The sequence below is a fragment of the Streptomyces tanashiensis genome (genome assembly GCF_014648895.1).
Classification (GTDB): Bacteria; Actinomycetota; Actinomycetes; order Streptomycetales; family Streptomycetaceae; genus Streptomyces; species Streptomyces tanashiensis.
Genome location: NZ_BMRZ01000003.1, coordinates 297,476 through 314,521 on the forward strand (window position 1 = coordinate 297,476; position 17,046 = coordinate 314,521).

14 protein-coding genes are annotated in these 17,046 nt (G+C 72.5%); 8 read left to right on the forward strand and 6 right to left on the reverse strand.

What is annotated here, in order from left to right:
• The first annotated feature begins 61 nt into the window (after positions 1–61).
• The 5 genes from IE237_RS11955 (at position 62) to IE237_RS40680 (ending at position 5,553) form a co-directional block, all read left to right on the forward strand.
• On the forward strand, positions 62–541 hold the full coding sequence (locus IE237_RS11955; protein ID WP_189801887.1) for a hypothetical protein: 480 nt from the start codon (positions 62–64) through the stop codon (positions 539–541).
• A gap of 189 nt (positions 542–730) precedes the next feature.
• Positions 731–2,065 carry a beta-xylosidase gene (locus tag IE237_RS11960; protein WP_189801888.1) on the forward strand — a complete coding sequence of 445 codons (1,335 nt, stop codon included), beginning with the start codon at positions 731–733 and terminating at the stop codon, positions 2,063–2,065.
• A gap of 66 nt (positions 2,066–2,131) precedes the next feature.
• Positions 2,132–3,079, forward strand: coding sequence for a WxL protein peptidoglycan domain-containing protein (locus tag IE237_RS11965; RefSeq protein WP_189801889.1), 948 nt, complete (start codon positions 2,132–2,134; stop codon positions 3,077–3,079).
• A gap of 21 nt (positions 3,080–3,100) precedes the next feature.
• Positions 3,101–4,051 carry a GTPase Era gene (gene era, locus IE237_RS11970; RefSeq protein ID WP_370468173.1) on the forward strand — a complete coding sequence of 317 codons (951 nt, stop codon included), beginning with the start codon at positions 3,101–3,103 and terminating at the stop codon, positions 4,049–4,051.
• Positions 4,052–4,236: 185 nt separating this feature from the next.
• Positions 4,237–5,553 carry a TerD family protein gene (locus tag IE237_RS40680; protein ID WP_229842595.1) on the forward strand — a complete coding sequence of 439 codons (1,317 nt, stop codon included), beginning with the start codon at positions 4,237–4,239 and terminating at the stop codon, positions 5,551–5,553.
• A gap of 3 nt (positions 5,554–5,556) precedes the next feature.
• Here the strand turns inward: IE237_RS40680 and IE237_RS11980 are convergent, their stop codons facing one another.
• A complete protein-coding gene (locus IE237_RS11980; RefSeq protein ID WP_189801890.1) occupies positions 5,557–5,808 on the reverse strand; it encodes a protealysin inhibitor emfourin in 252 nt (83 codons plus the stop codon).
• Positions 5,809–5,829: 21 nt separating this feature from the next.
• Positions 5,830–6,873, reverse strand: coding sequence for a M4 family metallopeptidase (locus IE237_RS11985; protein WP_189801891.1), 1,044 nt, complete (start codon positions 6,871–6,873; stop codon positions 5,830–5,832).
• Between the two features lie 293 nt (positions 6,874–7,166).
• Between IE237_RS11985 and leuA the strand changes: the two genes are divergently transcribed.
• The 3 genes from leuA (at position 7,167) to IE237_RS12000 (ending at position 11,326) form a co-directional block, all read left to right on the forward strand.
• Positions 7,167–8,930, forward strand: coding sequence for a 2-isopropylmalate synthase (gene leuA, locus IE237_RS11990; RefSeq protein WP_189801892.1), 1,764 nt, complete (start codon positions 7,167–7,169; stop codon positions 8,928–8,930).
• A 247-nt stretch (positions 8,931–9,177) separates the two neighbouring features.
• Complete coding sequence (locus IE237_RS11995) at positions 9,178–10,512, forward strand: choice-of-anchor A family protein (protein ID WP_189801893.1); 1,335 nt, start codon at positions 9,178–9,180, stop codon at positions 10,510–10,512.
• Between the two features lie 121 nt (positions 10,513–10,633).
• Positions 10,634–11,326, forward strand: coding sequence for a TerB family tellurite resistance protein (locus IE237_RS12000; protein WP_189801894.1), 693 nt, complete (start codon positions 10,634–10,636; stop codon positions 11,324–11,326).
• A gap of 4 nt (positions 11,327–11,330) precedes the next feature.
• On the opposite strand, the gene IE237_RS12005 is transcribed toward IE237_RS12000, so the two are convergent.
• The 4 genes from IE237_RS12005 to IE237_RS12020 all read right to left on the reverse strand — a co-directional run bounded on the left by IE237_RS12005 (position 11,331) and on the right by IE237_RS12020 (position 16,950).
• Positions 11,331–12,701: an FAD-binding oxidoreductase gene (locus IE237_RS12005; protein ID WP_189801895.1), complete on the reverse strand. Its 1,371-nt coding sequence runs from the start codon at positions 12,699–12,701 to the stop codon at positions 11,331–11,333.
• 80 nt (positions 12,702–12,781) lie between these two features.
• Positions 12,782–14,539, reverse strand: coding sequence for a LuxR family transcriptional regulator (locus tag IE237_RS12010; RefSeq protein WP_189801896.1), 1,758 nt, complete (start codon positions 14,537–14,539; stop codon positions 12,782–12,784).
• Positions 14,540–14,599: 60 nt separating this feature from the next.
• Complete coding sequence (locus IE237_RS12015; RefSeq protein WP_189801897.1) at positions 14,600–15,970, reverse strand: FAD-dependent oxidoreductase; 1,371 nt, start codon at positions 15,968–15,970, stop codon at positions 14,600–14,602.
• 146 nt (positions 15,971–16,116) lie between these two features.
• Entirely contained in the window at positions 16,117–16,950 is an 834-nt protein-coding gene (locus IE237_RS12020; RefSeq protein ID WP_189801898.1) for a hypothetical protein, read from the reverse strand.
• Between the last annotated feature and the right edge of the window lie 96 nt (positions 16,951–17,046).

Below are 17,046 nucleotides of genomic sequence, written 5' to 3' on the forward strand. Positions count from 1 at the left end.
TCCACCATTCACGCAGTGTCCGCACCCCTGCGTTCGGTATCGGAAGGGGTTCGAACTCGCCATGAGAAGCAGAAGCACCTTAGGGACCGTCGCGGTACTCACCGGGGCGCTCGCCGCCGCCGGACTCGCCTTCGCCCCGACGGCCGGCGCGGTCTCGCCGGGCTCGGCCACGGCGACGTACGACTGCGGCAGCTGGGGCGGTGGCAGCGCCACCCTCACGGCCACGCAGAGCGGCACCGCCGCGACCATCACCATCAGCTCCTCCGTCACCACGCCGATCGCGGTCGGCACCGACACGATCAGCTCGACCCTGACGCTGGCCAAGGGCGGCGGCGGCACGCGGGTCTTCACCGGGAAGAAGAACCCGGCCCGCTCCGCCGGGCAGTCCGTCATCATGGGCCCGCTCAGCGGGACCGTGGCCTCGGGCGACAGCCTCAACTCGTACTTCGCGGGGGTCGCCCTCAAGATGGTGATCTTCGGGGTCACGGTGAACTGTGACGCGGTGACCTCGCAGTCGCCGGGTCCGTTCGTCTTCAGCTGAGTCCGTACCACCCGGACCGGTGTCGCCATGGGCGGCACCGGTCTCTGTCGTGACCTGCGGATATGTCGCCCATGGCGCGATCTTGACATGATCTGATGGGTCATCAGACGGTGGAACTCGATTCCATTGACTTCTCTCCGCCCGCAGCCGTCAATGGCGCCCACTCATCCCTCAGGAGGGGGCACTCACATGGCACTCACCCGATCCCGGGCGGCGGCCCGAAGACGGCGCTGGACCGCCGCCCTCGGCGTCACCGCCCTCGCGGTCGCCGGCGGCGGCGCGCTGGCCGCCCCGGCCGGTGCGGCGACGACCTCCCAGTCGGTGGAATTCCAGACCCGCTGCGTCCCGCCGCCGATCGCCGGCATCCCGCCCATCACGGGCACCACCACCGCCGAGATCACGGTCGACAAGGCCAGTCCCAAGGTCGGCGAGACCGTGACCGTGACCTACACGATCACCAAGCCCGCCGCGTCCAACCCGGTCGACCTCGCGCTCCCGGCCGACATCATGACGCCCAGCGGCAAGGTGGTCCTCGGCGGCGCCCAGACCGGCACGGTCACCGTCACCGGTCCCAAGAAGAACCCGCCGGTCCCCGGCAAGGGCTCCTTCCCGGCCTTCTCCATGACGGGCACGTTCACCGCCACGGAGGCCGGGTCGATCACCCTCTCGCCCGGCGACTACAACATCCACACCAGCTACCTCATGGAGCTGGACACCCCCTGTACGGTGCTCAACCCGCCCGCCCCGGTCTCCGAGACGGTCGTCGCGAGCCCCGCCACCAACCCCAACACGCGCGCGCTCCAGCTCGACAGCGCCTCCGGGGACCCCGGTGTCCGGGTGACCGTCACCGGCTCCAGGTTCACCCCGCTCACCGAGGTCACCGTCGTCGGCCGCGCCGGGGCGGCGGAGACCGCCGACCGGATGACCGTCACGACCGACAGCGAGGGCGGCTTCGCCGCACGCCTGAAGGTCAACGACGTGGCGACCACCGGGATCGTGGCGTACGAGGGCACGGCCTGGGACCCGGAGAAGGGCGCAGGACCCGCCGCGTACAAGGTGATCGTCCCGGCCCCGCCGAACAGCCAGACGATCACCGCGGCCGTCACGCCGGGTGAGCTGTCCATGACCCAGGCCGGGGACGCCGTCCAGCTGTCCGCCGTCGACTTCGGCGCGGGCGGCGCGGCCACCGGCGCGCTCCAGACGGTGACCGTCAAGGACTTCCGCGGCGGACCCGCCGGCTGGTCGCTGACCGGCAAGGTCACCGACTTCACCGGCCCCGGCGGCGCCATCGGCGCCGGGAACCTCTCGTGGACCCCCGCCTGCACCGCCAAGGCCGGCAGCCCCAGCGCCTGCGCCGCCGGCTCGGCGGGACCGGTCGGCAGCGGCGGCGCGACCCTCGCCTCCACCCCGAACGGCACCCTCACGGGCGGCGAGTTCACCGTCGACGCGCAGCTCTCCCTCGACGTCCCGGCGTTCACCGCGCCCGGCTCGTACGCGGGCGTGCTCACGCTGACCCTGTCCTGACCGTCTCGCGGGCCGGGCGCGCACCCGGCCGGCCCGCCCCGATCCGCACCCCGGGGGTCCGCACCCGTGCGCACGAAGCCGTACGTCCTCCTCCTGAGCATCCTCCTCGTGCTGCTCGGCCTCGCGCCGGGCGCCCAGGCCGCCGAGAACGGCGAGTGGGCCGTCTACCCGGCCGCCTCCCGGCTCGGCGGCCGCCCGTACTTCTATCTCTCCGCCGACCCGGGCACCACGCTCACCGACCGCGTCACCGTCACCAACAAGACGGCAGCCCCGCTCACCTTCCGGCTGTACGGCGCCGACGCCTACAACACCGACCGGGACGGCGGCTTCGCCGTCCGCACCCAGAAGGAGAAGCAGACCGGCGCCGGCGCCTGGATCAAGCCCGAACGCACCCGGATCACCGTCCCCGCCCGCTCCGCCGTCACCGTCCCGTACACCCTGACCGTCCCCGCCGACGCCGACCCCGGCGACCACCCCGGGGCCCTCGTCGCCCTCGACGAGCGGATCGCCCCCGGCGGGAAGGGAGCCGTCGCCGTCGGCGTCCAGCGCGCGGTCGGCGCCCGCGTCTACCTCCGGGTCAACGGGCCGACCGTCCCCGCCCTCGCCGTCGAGGACGTCACCCTCGACCAGGACCGGCCGCTGGTCCCCGGCACCGGCACGAGCAGCGCCCTGGTCTCGTACACCCTGAACAACCGGGGCAACGTCACGCTCAACCCCAAGGTCGTGCTGAAGGCCCAGGGCCTCTTCGGCCGCACCCTCCTCGACCGCGACCTGGCCAAGGTCCCGTCCGAGCTGCTGCCCCGCCAGAAGATCCGGCTCACCGAGCGCTGGACCGGCTCCCCGCAGCTCGACTGGGGCGACATCACCCTCACCGCGACCGCGAAGGACGTGAAGGAGACCGGCACGGTGTCCTTCCTGGCCCTGCCCTGGCTCGCCGCCGCGGTCCTCGTCGTGGGCGGTGCGGCCGGGCTCTACGGCCTGCGGATACGCCGCCGCCGGGCACTGAGTGCGTGAGGCGGGCGCTCATCGGGGACAATGGCCCCCATGAGCGCTCGCAACCAAGAAACCGAAGCCGTCCACCGGGCCGGCTTCGCCTGCTTCGTCGGCCGCCCCAACGCGGGCAAGTCCACCCTCACGAACGCTCTGGTCGGCCAGAAGGTGGCCATCACCTCGAACCGGCCGCAGACCACCCGGCACACCGTCCGCGGCATCGTGCACCGCCCGGACGCGCAGCTGATCCTGGTCGACACCCCCGGCCTCCACAAGCCGCGGACGCTCCTCGGCGAGCGGCTCAACGACGTCGTGCGCACCACCTGGGCCGAGGTCGACGTCATCGGCTTCTGCCTGCCGGCCGACCAGAAGCTCGGCCCCGGCGACCGGTTCATCGCCAAGGAGCTCGCCGGGATCAAGAAGACCCCGAAGGTCGCGATCATCACCAAGACCGACCTGGTCGACTCCAAGACGCTCGCCGAGCAGCTCATCGCGATCGACCAGCTCGGCAAGGAGCTGGGCTTCGAGTGGGCGCAGATCGTCCCGGTCTCGGCCGTCGGCAACAAGCAGGTCCAGCTCGTCGCCGACCTGCTCATCCCGCTCCTGCCGGAGTCCCCGCCGCTCTACCCGGAGGGCGACCTCACGGACGAGCCGGAGCAGGTCATGGTCGCGGAGCTGATCCGCGAGGCCGCGCTCGAAGGCGTACGGGACGAGCTGCCGCACTCGATCGCGGTGGTCGTCGAGGAGATGATCCCGCGCGAGAACCGCCCGGCGGACCGGCCGCTGCTCGACATCCACGCGAACGTGTACATCGAGCGCCCCAGCCAGAAGGGCATCATCATCGGCCCCAAGGGCAGCCGCCTCAAGGAGGTCGGCATGAAGTCCCGCAAGCACATCGAGGCGCTCCTCGGCACCCCGGTCTTCCTCGACCTCCACGTGAAGGTCGCGAAGGACTGGCAGCGCGACCCGAAGCAGCTCCGGAAGCTGGGCTTCTAGGGCGACCCGCCACCGTCCGGCCGGAGGCCGGCGCAGCCGTGCGACGCCCGCGGGGCCCCCTGGGCCCTGCGGTGCGAGGACGGCAGTGAGGAGGGGTCCCGAAGCAGCTCCGGAAGCTGGGCTTCTAGCCCGGTTTCCGGGCGATCTTCCGGGCGGCGTCCGGGGGCGCGTGTCAGCATGGCGCCGTGACAGAGATCGTCAAGGGGGGAAACCTGCCGGTCCCCGGGCAGGTGTGGCGGATCGCGGTCGTCCGGCGGGCCGCCGGCGACGGGGTGCCCGAGGTCGACGCCTCGGCGCTGCTGCTCGACGCCGACGGCCGGGTCAGGGGCGACGGCGACCTGGTCTTCTACAACCAGCCCGCGCACGCGTCCGGCGCGGTGCGCCTGCTCGGGCAGGTGCGGGACGAGGAGCAGCGGGTCGCCGACTGGCTGGAGATCGACACCGCGCGCGTGGAGCCCGGTGTCCGGCGCATCGTGATCACCGCCTCCAGCGAGGACGGGACCTTCGGGCAGGTGCCGGACCTTCTCATCCGGACGATCAGCGCCGGCACCGGCGAGCAGCTGGCGCTGTACGAGGTCGACGACGCGAGCACCGAGACGGCGTTCGTCCTCGGCGAGTTCTACCGGCGCGACGGGGCGTGGAAGTTCCGTGCCGTGGGCCAGGGGTACGACTCCGGCCTCGTCGGCCTCGCCGAGGACTTCGGCATCGAGGGCAGGGACCCGGACCCCGCCCCCGCCGACGAGCCCGCCTCCGAGGGCGGGGCCACACCCTCCGACGCCCTGCCCGAGGCCATCCCCGAGGAGCTCCTGGCCAAGGTCCGGGCGGCCGAGGCCGCCGTCCCCGCACAGCCCCGGGTCCCCGCTCAGAGGCCCGCCCGCGTCGGCCCGCGATCGGACATCGAGCTCTTCGGAGGGGACTTCCCGGAGTTCGTCCGCAGCGGCAAGGGCAGGACGACCCTCACCGTCGACGTGCCGATCCCGGCCGGATACGTCGTGGTCGACTCCACCAGGGCGGGCGAGGGCTACTTCTGCGTGGAGAGCCTCGACGAGAAGGGCGACGGGGACGCTCTGCTCGCGAACACGACCCTGGAGGACTACGAGGGCCGCGGGCTGCTGCGGTACGACGGCCGGAGCCCGCTGCGCCTGCGCGTGAGTGCCGGCGGCAGCGCGTGGACGCTCGCCGTCCGGCCGGTGAGCACCGTGGAGGAACTCGGCCGCCGCGCCCGGGGGAGGGGCGGCGACGTGCTGCTGTACACGGGTCCGGCCGGCCACCTCTCCTCCCGGCTCCGCACGGGATTCGACCACGCGTACTTCCTCGTCCAGGGCTACGGGCCGGACGGCGGCGATCACCTGCTGGCCAATGTGGCGAGCAGGCTCCCCCGGGACGGCCGGCCGCTGCCCGAGGGGCCCGTGCTCGTGCAGGTCGAGAGTGCCGACGGCGACTGGTCCCTGGAGGTCCGCCCGCCCCGCCAGAGCCGGTTCTGGCGCCGCGCCTCCCGCTAGGCCCTACGCGCCTTCCTTGAGGACCCTCGTGACGAGGGTCCTCTGGGCGTCCGTGAGGTGCGGGTCGCGGCAGCGGACCGTGGTGCCGTCGACGGTGATCTCGTACGAGAAGCCGTCCGGCACGCCCCGGGAGTCACCTCCGCTCTCCGCGAGGACGGTGGAGGACAGGGACTCCCACTCGGGTCCCGAGACCTCCACCTCCGCCGACCGCTCGATGCCCGCGAAACCGCCCGTGCGCCGCACTCGAATCCGCATGGGCCCTGTCTACCAGCCGGCTCAGGACGTGGATACGCCGACGCCCGACCAGGCGCGCACCACGGCCTCGGCCGTCTCGTCGCCGTAGAGCTCCCGCGCCACCGACACCGTCTCCCGCGCGAACTCGCCGAACCGCGCGTCCTCCGAGAGCCTGCCGCCGGTCATCGTGGCGTACCAGATCCGGCCGGGCCGCTCCCAGGCGTTGCCGCCGAGCCCGGTGGCCAGCAGGTAGAAGGCGTGGTTGGGGATGCCCGAGTTGATGTGCACCCCGCCGTTGTCGGAGCCGGTGCGGACGTAGTCGTCCATGTGGGCGGGCTGCGGGTCCTTGCCGAGGACGTCGTCGTCGTACGCGGTGCCGGGGGCCTTCATGGACCGCAGAGCCGTCCCCTCGTCGACGGCGGGGCCGAGCAGCCCGGCCCCGATGAGCCAGTCGGCCTGCTCCGCGCTCTGCCCCAGGGCGTGCTGCTTCACGAGCGAGCCGAAGACGTCCGACACGTGCTCGTTGAGCGCCCCCGACTGGCCGTAGTAGGCGAGGTTCGCCGAGTACTGGGTGAAGCCGTGGGCCAGCTCGTGGCCGATGACGTCGACCGGGAGCGTGAAGTCGAGGAAGAGCTCGCCGTCGCCGTCGCCGAACACCATCTGCTCGCCGTTCCAGAAGGCGTTGTCGTACTTCTCGTCGTAGTGGACGGTGGCGCGGAGCGGCAGCCCGGCGCCGTCGATCGAGTCGTGGCCGAAGGCGTTCAGGAAGAGGTCGTAGGTGGCGCCGAGGCCGGCGTAGGCGCGGTTGGCCGTGTCGTCGGTGGTCGCCGGCTCGCCCTCGCCGCGCACCTGGTGGCCGGGCAGCTGGGTGCCGTTCTTGGCGTCGTGGATCGTGCGCCGGGGCTTTCCGGCGCCGTCCTCCGCCGGGGCGGGCGCGGGCCGCTCGGTCCGGGTGGTGCGCTGGGTCAGGTCCACCGCGAGGGTGCGGCGGGCGGCCTCGGCGACGGCCGGGTCGGCGGACTCGGCCAGACGCTCCAGGAGGTGGGGCGGGACGATCGAGCAGAAGACAGGCGTGTGGGAGGTCATGTCAGCAATGTGGCACTGCGTACCGCCGGTGTCACGGGTTGCGACGATGATTGGCGAAATGGAGTGATGGGTCACCTTTCGGGCTTGACGCCGCCGCCGTCCCGCATACTGAAACGCGGCGTCCGGCTTTCACGGACCTGGGCTAAGGTGACGCACATCATGCGTTTCGGGCTGCTTCTCCTTAGCTGCCGCGGCGAGGGCCTGTAGTCGTAGGCCGACCCCCTCCCCGCGGGACCTGGTGTTGCGTTCGACAGTCGGCCGTCCTTCTTGCTGGACCCGAGGAGCCCCACGCAATGTCCCAGTCGCCTTTCGTCAGCCGGCCGACGCCCATCACCAACGCGACCCACACGCAGCAGCCGTCCGGGATGCCGATCCACAAGTACGGCCGGTACGAGGCCGTGGTCATCCCCGACCGGACCTGGCCCGAGAAGCGCATCACGAAGGCGCCCCGCTGGCTGTCCACCGACCTGCGTGACGGCAACCAGGCCCTGATCGACCCGATGTCCCCGGCCCGCAAGCGCGAGATGTTCGACCTGCTCGTACGCATGGGCTACAAGGAGATCGAGGTCGGCTTCCCGTCCTCCGGCGAGACCGACTTCGCGTTCGTGCGCTCCATCATCGAAGAGGGCGCGATCCCGGACGACGTCACCATCTCCGTCCTGACCCAGGCCCGCGAGGACCTGATCGAGCGGACCGTGGAGTCCCTGATCGGCGCCAAGCGCGCCACGGTCCACCTGTACAACGCCACCGCGCCCACCTTCCGCCGGGTCGTCTTCCGCGGCTCGAAGGAGCAGATCAAGCAGATCGCCGTGGACGGCACCCGTCTGGTGATGGAGTACGCGGAGAAGCTGCTGGGCCCGGAGACCACCTTCGGCTACCAGTACAGCCCCGAGATCTTCACCGACACCGAGCTGGACTTCGCCCTGGAGGTCTGCGAGGCGGTCTGTGACGTCTGGCAGCCCGGCCCGGGCCGCGAGATCATCCTCAACCTGCCCGCCACCGTGGAGCGTTCGACGCCGTCCACGCACGCGGACCGGTTCGAGTGGATGTCCCGGAACCTGACCCGCCGCGAGCACATCTGCGTCTCCGTCCACCCGCACAACGACCGCGGCACGGCCGTGGCCGCGGCCGAGCTGGCGATCATGGCCGGCGCCGACCGCATCGAGGGCTGCCTGTTCGGGCAGGGCGAGCGGACCGGCAACGTCGACCTGGTGACGCTGGGCATGAACCTGTTCTCGCAGGGCGTCGACCCGCAGATCGACTTCTCCCAGATCGACGAGATCCGCCGCACCTCCGAGTACTGCAACCAGATGGAGGTCCACCCGCGCCACCCCTACGCGGGCGACCTGGTCTACACCGCCTTCTCCGGCTCCCACCAGGACGCCATCAAGAAGGGCTTCGACGCCATGGAGGCCGACGCGGCCGCCCAGGGCAAGACCGTCGACGACATCGAGTGGGCGGTGCCGTACCTGCCGATCGACCCGAAGGACGTCGGCCGCTCCTACGAGGCCGTCATCCGGGTCAACTCGCAGTCCGGCAAGGGCGGCATCGCGTACGTCCTGAAGAACGACCACAAGCTGGACCTGCCCCGCCGGATGCAGATCGAGTTCTCGAAGATCATCCAGCAGAAGACGGACACCGAGGGCGGCGAGGTCACGCCGGCCGCGATCTGGGCCGTCTTCCAGGACGAGTACCTGCCCAACCCCGACAACGCCTGGGGCCGCATCCAGCTGCGCTCCGGCCAGTCGACCTCCGACACGGACGGCACCGACACGCTGACCGTCGAGGCGGTCGTGGACGGCGTCGACACCGTCCTGACGGGCTCCGGCAACGGTCCGATCTCCGCGTTCTTCGCCGCGCTGCAGTCCATCGGCGTCGACGCCCGACTGCTGGACTACCAGGAGCACACGATGAGCGAGGGCGCCTCCGCGCAGGCCGCCTCGTACATCGAGTGCGCCATCGACGGCAAGGTCCTGTGGGGCATCGGCATCGACGCCAACACGACCCGCGCCTCCCTGAAGGCGGTCATCTCGGCGGTCAACCGCTCCGCCCGCTGACCCCGTCACCCCCCTGTCCGCTGCCCCGCACCCTTCCTCCCGGAGGGTGCGGGGCAGCGGCGCGTGTGAGCCGCGTCACGCTTATGGAGGGCTTCAGATTCGCTTAAGGAAGATCATTCAGGAATGTCGGAATCAGCGTCATATCGGGTGAGTTGACGGCACATCGGGGAATGGCGGAAGGTCGGCTCGTCCACTCGGACAGACCCCCCACGCGCCCTCCCCGTACCTCCCTGACCTGGAGTTTCGCATGCGCACGACCGCTGCCGTGGCCGCCGTTCTCGCGGTGACCGGTGCCGCCCTCACCTGGGCCCCCGCCGCCTCCGCCGCCACCACGGAGTGCGCCTCGCAGCCGCTCGGCACGGCCGGCCTCTACGCCGAGTTCGTCGAGAAGGACTCCGTGCGCCACTCGGACTCCGAGGGCGCGGTCGCGGTCGGCGGCGACGCCTGGTTCGGCGACGCGAAGACCGGCCAGGGGTTCTCCGTCGGCTACCAGCTGACCCCCGCCGACCTCGCGAAGCTGCCCGGCGGTCACAGCCTCGTCGTCGCCGGCACGCTCCACGCCAACCAGGTCGTGATCACCAAGGGCACCGGCGTGTACGGCGAGCTCGACGACCGTTCCCGGAAGGGCAGCGGCTTCGGCGTCGACGGCCCGAGCACGAAGGGCGCCTCGCCGGTCGACTTCGGCAAGGAGTTCACGAGCCTGCGGGCGCTGTCCACCGGCTGGGCCGCCACCGAGCCCAACGGCAAGGTCTCCACCTCCGGCGACGGCATCTTCCTCACCGGCACCGACAAGACGCTCAACGTCTTCGCCGTGAACGCCGCCGACCTGGAGAAGTTCCGCGCGATCACCCTGGACGTCCCGGTCGGCTCCTCGACCCTCGTGAACGTGCTCGGCGCCTCGTACGACATGAGCACCTCGGCCACCTACGGCGTCTACTACAAGAACCTCGCCGGCGGCGCCCCCGTCATCGACGACTACGCCGTGCCCGGCGACGAGTACCGGCAGATCCGCTCCAAGCTGCTGTGGAACTTCCCGCAGGCCACGAGCGTGAAGAAGAACTACACCTCCTGGCCCGGCACGATCTTCGCCCCGAACGCCAAGGTCGAGATGGGCGGCAAGAACGTGGGCCCCGGCCACGTCAACGGCTCCGTGATCGCCGAGGAGCTCGTCACCGTCCCCGGCGCCGAGACCCACCAGATGAACTTCACCGGCTGCCTCCCGAAGGAGAAGACGCCGGGACCGGTCGTCACCCCCGAGCCGCCGAAGCCGACCGACACCCCCGTCCCCACCCCGCCGGCCACCCCGGAGCCCACCCCGAGCGAGGGCGGCTCGACCCCGGGCGCCTCCGAGACCCCCTCGGCCTCCGCGTCCCCGTCCGCGCCGTCCACCCCGGGCGGCCCGGGCGAGGCCACGACCGCGCCGGGCACGCCGCCGACCCCGGCCCCGTCCGCCACCCCGGAGGGTGATCTCGCGACGACCGGTTCGGCCATCGGCCCCGGCGTCATCGGTGCCGCAGCGGCCGCCGTCGCCGTCGGCGGAGGCTTCCTGGCCTTCGCAAAGCGCCGCCGCCGCGCTTCCTGAGGCATGACGTGTCTCGGCCAAGTCCACGGCGAAGTCCTGACGGGGTGCTGACGCCACATCAAGGATGTGGCTAACATCACGCCAACGCCGGCAGTGCAGCCGGGCCGTTGAGGAGGTGCGTGTGCGGTCTGCCCGGAATTCACGTGGTGGGAAAGTGGGCGTCTGCGGGATCCGCACCTCCTGGAACACCGTCGGAGACGGCGAGTTCTTCTGCGAGGAGTGCGGCGGCGACCGGAACTACCGGCGGCGCACCGGCCGCCGCAGGTTCGCCGTCCTGGGCGTCCCCGTCCTGCCCCGGGGCTGTACCGGCCCCGTCGTCGAGTGCGCGGCCTGTCACACGCACTTCGGTACGGAGGTGCTCGACCACCCGACGACCAGCCGCTTCTCGGCGATGCTGAGGGACGCCGTGCACACCGTCGCCCTCGCCGTCCTCGCGGCCGGCGGCACCGACTCCCGCGACGTCCTGGACCGGGCCGTCACCGCGGTCCGGTCCGCCGGCTTCGCCGAGTGCACGGCCGTCCAGCTCGTCGACCTCGTCGAGGCCCTGGAGGCCGACACCGGGCGCTTCATGCCCGAGGTGAACCCCGAGGGCACGCTCCTCTCGATCGAGCTCCACGAGGCCCTGGAGCCCCTCAGCCCGCACCTGGCGCCCTCCGGGCGGGAGTCGATCCTGCTCCAGGCCGCCCGGATCGCGCTCGCGGACGGCGCCTACACCCCGGCCGAGACGGAGGTCCTCGGGACCGTCGGGAACGCGCTCGCGCTCGCCCCCGAGGACACCGTCCGCCTCCTCGCCTCGGCCCGCACCGTCCCGTAGCGTTCTAGGGGACGATGTTCTGGTTCAGCCGGAACACGTTGTCGGGGTCGTACCGGCGCTTCACCGCGCGCAGCCGGTCGTAGTTCTGGCGGTAGTTCACCCGCACCCGGTCCTGGTCGTCGGTGTCCATGAAGTTCACGTACCCGCCCGCCTCGGTGTGCGGCCGCAGCGCCCTGTCGTAGGCGCGGGTCCAGGCGATGTTGTGCTCCGAGTCCGCCGGGTCGGTCCAGGTGCCGCCGAAGGAGTGCGAGAAGACGGCGTCCCGGTAGGCGAACGCGGTCTCCTCCGGCCCCACCTCGTGGCACGCCCCGTCGATCGGGAAGATCGCCGTGTCCGACTCCATCGACGGCATCGTCGCCCCGAACTCCATGTGCGCCGCGATCGCACCGTCCGACAGGCCCCGGCTGAAGTTGCCCTTCCAGTAGTGGAGGAGCCCGGGCGGCAGCTGCTCGTCGAAGAGGGTGTTGATCACCGGGTACGGCATCCGGTCCATGAACCGGCCGACCACCGGGCCGAGACCGTCCAGACGGGCGAGGACCTTCTCGTCCTCCTCCGCCGGGCCGCTGAAGCAGGTGAACGCGGCACAGACCGGGCGCCCGTGCCAGCGCTCCGGCAGGAACGGCTCCTCCGGGCCGAGCGCCACGACGAGGATCACGTTCAGCTCGACCGGTGAGGCGGCGTTCATCTCCTGCCAGGCGCGGGCCACGTCGCCGTCGAGCGGATAGCAGGTGATCCCGCCGAAGATCACGTCGACGGGGTGCAGCCGGTACGCGAGCGACGTGACCACCCCGAAGTTCCCGCCGCCGCCGCGCAGCGCCCAGAACAGGTCCGGGTTCCGCTCCGCGTCGCAGGAGACGAGCGAGCCCTCGGCGGTCACCACGTCCGCCCCGATCAGGTTGTCGCAGCTCAGGCCGCAGCGGCGGGCCAGGTGCCCCATGCCGCCGCCGAGCGTCAGCCCGCCGATGCCGGTCGTGGAGACCGCCCCGCCGGTGGTGGCGAGCCCGAAGGCATGGGTGGCGTGGTTGAAGTCGCCCCAGGTGGCACCGCCCTCGGCCCGCGCCGTACGGGCCTCCGGGTCGACCCGGACGCCGCGCATCCGGGACAGGTCGACGACCAGACCGTCGTCGACGGTGCCGAAGCCGGCGACCGAGTGGGCGCCGCCGCGCACGGCCAGCGGGAGCGCGTGCTCCCGGGCGTACAGCACCGCCGCCCTCACGTCACCGGCGTCCACGGCATGGACGACGACGGCCGGGCGGCGGTCGTGCAGGGCGTTGTAGACCCGGCGGGAGACGTCGTACGACGGGTCGCCGCGGGTCACGACGGTGCCGCGCACGGCACCGCGGAGCGTGTCCAGGGGGTGGGTCGTGGTGGTCATGCCTCCGGTGTAGCCGCGCGGCCCCCGCGCCCGCATCGCCCGAACCGCCCATGGTCCTACAAGGGCCCTGTATGGGCCGTTCAGACCAGGTCGTGCGCGAACGCGTAGGCCGTGGCGGCGGCGCGGGAACCCACGCCCAGCTTCGCGAAGATGTTGTTCAGATGCCGGGCCACCGTGTGCTCGCTGATCACCAGGGCATGCGCGATGTCCCTGTTCGTGCCGCCCGAGGCGACGAGCCGCAGCACCTCCGCCTCCCGGGCGGTCAGCCCGCCCGGCAGCCGCCGGCGCGCCCCGCCGGTCAGCAGGGCCGCCGCCCGCCGGGCGTCCGGCACGGCCCCGAGCCGCTCGAACACGGCGTGCGCCGCGCCCAGCTCCAGCCGGGCCGCCTCCTCGTCGCCCACCGCACGGTCGGCCGCCGCGAGCAGCATCCGCACCTGCGCCGCCTCGTACGGCACCCGCAGCTCCAGCCAGCCGCCGAGCGCCCGGCGCAGCAGCCGCAGGGCGGACTCCGGCCGGGCCTCCGCCAGGGCCACCGCGCCCCGCGCCGTGTCGGCCATGGCCCGGAGCAGCGGTACGTCCCCGGCGAGCACCTCCAGCTCCGCCGCCGCGCCCGCCGCCCCGGGCACGTCACGGACGGCGAGGGCCACCTCGGTGCGGGCGGCGAGCAGCCGGGCCCGGCCGAGGACGTCGTGGCGGTGGTCGGTCCGGCAGGCGAGCGCCAGGTCGACGCCCGCCACCGCCGCGTCGGCCCGGCCCTGCGCGAGGCGCAGCAGCGCGAGGCCCGGCTGCGGGATCCGGCCCAGTTCGTGGGCGTGCGCGTACGAGGCGGCGGCCTCCTCCAGACGGCCCTGGCGCCGCTGGACGTCCCCGGCGGCGTAGTACGCGGCGGCCGCCGACTCCAGGCAGTCCACCGGCACCTCCCGGCACGCCTGCCGGGCCTCGGCCTCCGCGAGCGCCCACGCCCCGAGGAGGTCGAGCACCTCGACCCGGTGCGCCCGGCACACCCCCCGGAAGGGGTTCTCGCCGGTCGGGACGGTCATGGGGAGGGAGGCGGGGGCCCCGGCGACGGCCGCGCCCTCGTCCGTCGCCGTACCGCCGGCGGGAGCGGCCGCGTCCGCCGGGCGGCCCGTCCACGGGGGCGCGCACCACTCCATGGCCGCGTTCGTCCACTCCACCGCGCGGCCGAAGTCCGCCGTCTCCATGCACTGGGTGAGGGCCAGGCAGTACAGCCAGCCCGTGAACATGCCGCTCAGTTCGCCGGCCGTGACCGCGCACATCGCGTCGTCGAGGAGGGCCAGGGCCTCGGCGCGCCGGCCGCGGGCGAGGAGGACCGAGGCCTCGGCCTGGCGGCTCAGGGCCAGGAGGTCCGGGCTGCCGGAGCGCAGGGCGAGCCGGGTCATACGGCGGGTGGCTGCCAGGGCGGCGGCGTGGTCGCCCCGGGCCGCCGCCTCCTCCGCGTCGGTCCACGCGAGGAAGCACTGCTCGGGGCAGGGCGGCTGGTCGTCCAGATGGTGATGGGCCCGGTGCAGCCAGCCGGACGCCGCCGCGGGCCGCCCGAGGCCCTCGTACTCGTACGACAGCCACCAGGAGGCGAGCCCCGCGCCGCGGTGGTCGCCGCCCGCCACGTACGCCGCGTGCGCCCGCAGCCGGGCCGCGACCGACTCGTCCACGTGCCCCGACCACCAGGCCGCGTCGGCCAGGATCGTCAGGTCGTCGGCGGTCAGCGCGCGCGAGGGGTGCGCGTCGTGGGCGCGCAGCAGTCCGTACGCCTCGGCCCAGGACTCCCGGGCCGCCGCGGTCCTCGCCTGCGCGATCCGGTCGATCGTGGGTGCGGACATGGCCCTCACCTCTTCCGGGTCCTTCCAGCGTAGGACCGGGAGGAGGCGAGGGCCTCGGGACTACTCGATCGCGCCGCTCGCGCGCAGCATGTCCTCGCGCTCGACGATCTTCACGCGCTCGCGGCCCTGCGGCTCGCCGAGCGCCTTCTCGGCGGCGTCCAGGGCGTACCAGCCCTCCCACGTCGTGTACGTGATGCCCTTGCCCTCCAGGAAGGACACGACCGCGTCCGCCTCCGGGGTGTCCGGCGTGAGCAGGCGCCCGTTCGCGAAGTCGTCCAGGAGGTTCGCCACGGTCTCGTTGGCGTCGCCCTTGGTGTGGCCGATGAGGCCGACGGGACCGCGCCGGATCCAGCCGGTGCAGTAGGTGGAGGCCATGTGCTCGCCGGTCTCCTCCATCACGCGGCCGCCCTCGTCCGGGACGGTGCCGGAGACGGCGTCCCACGGCAGCTTGGGCAGCTCGTCGGAGAGATAGCCGACGGCGCGGTACACGGACTGGACGTCCCAGTCGGTGGTGGCGCCGGTGCCCTTCACGTTGCCCGTGCCGTCGAGCTCGGTGCGCTCGGTGCGCAGGCCGACGACCCGGCCGTCCTCGCCGAGGATCTCGACGGGGGACTCGAAGAAGTGCAGGAAGAGCTTGTGCGGGCGGTCGCCGACGTCGCGGATCGCCCAGTTCTCCAGGGTCTTGGCGACCATGTCGGTCTGCTTGTTCTTGCGGCGCTCGGCGATCGAGCCCTCGTCGTAGTCGATGTCCTCGGGGTTGACGATGACCTCGATGTTCGGCGAGTGGTCGAGCTCGCGCAGCTCCATGGGGCTGAACTTCGCCTGCGCCGGGCCGCGGCGGCCGAAGACGTGGATCTCCACGGCCTTGTTGGCCTTGAGCCCGTCGTAGACGTTCGCCGGGATCTCGGTCGGGAGCAGCTCGTCCGCCGTCTTGGCGAGGATGCGCGCGATGTCGAGGGCGACGTTGCCGACGCCGAGGACGGCGACCTTCTCGGCCTCCAGCGGCCAGGTGCGCGGCACGTCCGGGTGGCCGTCGTACCAGGACGCGAAGTCGGCGGCGCCGTACGCGCCGTCCAGCTCCACGCCGGGGATCCGCAGCTCGCGGTCGGCCATGGCGCCGGTCGAGAAGATCACCGCGTCGTAGAAGGCGCGCAGGTCGTCGAGGTGCACGTCGGTGCCGTAGTCGACGTTGCCGAAGAGGCGGACCTGCGGCTTGTCGAGCACCTGGTGGAGGGCGTTGATGATGCCCTTGATGCGCGGGTGGTCGGGGGCGACGCCGTAGCGGATGAGGCCGAAGGGCGCGGGCATCCGCTCGAAGAGGTCGATCGACACACCCGGCTCGGCGGCGGCCTCGGACTTCAGCAGCGCATCGGCGGCGTAGATTCCGGCGGGGCCGGCGCCGACGATCGCGACCCGGAGGGGGCGGGGCATGACTGGATTCCCTTCGCAAGCGACGTGGCGGCGAAGCCGCCGACACTTAGGTCACCCTAAATAACACCTCGCGCGGAGCGGTACCCGCCCCCGGTCTATGGCCTCATAAGACGGACTTATGACTTCCATAAGTCTTGCTAGGTGGCCTAGGCGGGCTCGGAGAAGTTCATCGATCCGTCGACCGCCCCGACGGTCATCGCGACCAGGCCGACGAAGCCCCCGGCCCCGCAGAGCGCCAGGAACAACCCGAGCGAGAGCTCCCCGCGCCGCAGCAGCGCCGGCCTCGGCAGGACGACGTCCCCCGCGTCCCGCGAGTCGTAGCAGACCTTGACGGCGATGCCGCCCGCCCAGGTGAACACGTGGCGGATGCGGCCCGCCGGGTCCGTGTAGAGGTACATCCCCGGCCGCTCCGGCACCTCGGCGGCGAACGTCGTGATGCCGTGCCGGGTCAGGCGCCACTCGCGGTACCAGTTGAACAGCGCGTTCGCGCCGACGGCGAGCGCCGCCGTCGAGATGAGGCCCATGGGTACGAAGACCACGATGGCGACCGCCTCCCCGGCGCGGGCGGCGATCACGCACAGGACGACGAGCAGCGCGAGGGCCCCGGCCGACATCCACAGGATGCGCCGCAGCTTCACCGACCGGCGGCTCCTGGGGAGGGCGCGCGTCTCGACGAGCGCGGTCCCGTCGGCCGACGTGTCCCGTCCGGGCGTCCCGGGCAGGGCGGCGTTCACCGCCTCCGCGAACATGCTCGCCGCCGCCGCGCTCGCCCCGTCGATCCGGTGCACGTACCGCGTGCTGCCCGCCGGAGCCGTCAGCTCGACCGTGAGCGACCGCCCCTCGGCCCGGATCCGCTCGACCGCCGCCAGCGGGATGCGGGCCTCCTCGTGCGGACGGCTCAGGAGCAGCGCGTCGCCGTCGAGCCGGAGCGAGGCCTTCCTGGAGCCCTGGACGACGGGCGTGGAGGGGATGATCGACATGGCGGAGATCGTAAGGGGCGATCACGCAGTGTTGAACCCCTCGGTCGCTTCCGTATGCGCCGGTGGTAGGCGGTGGGCTCGGCCCCCTCCGGTGTC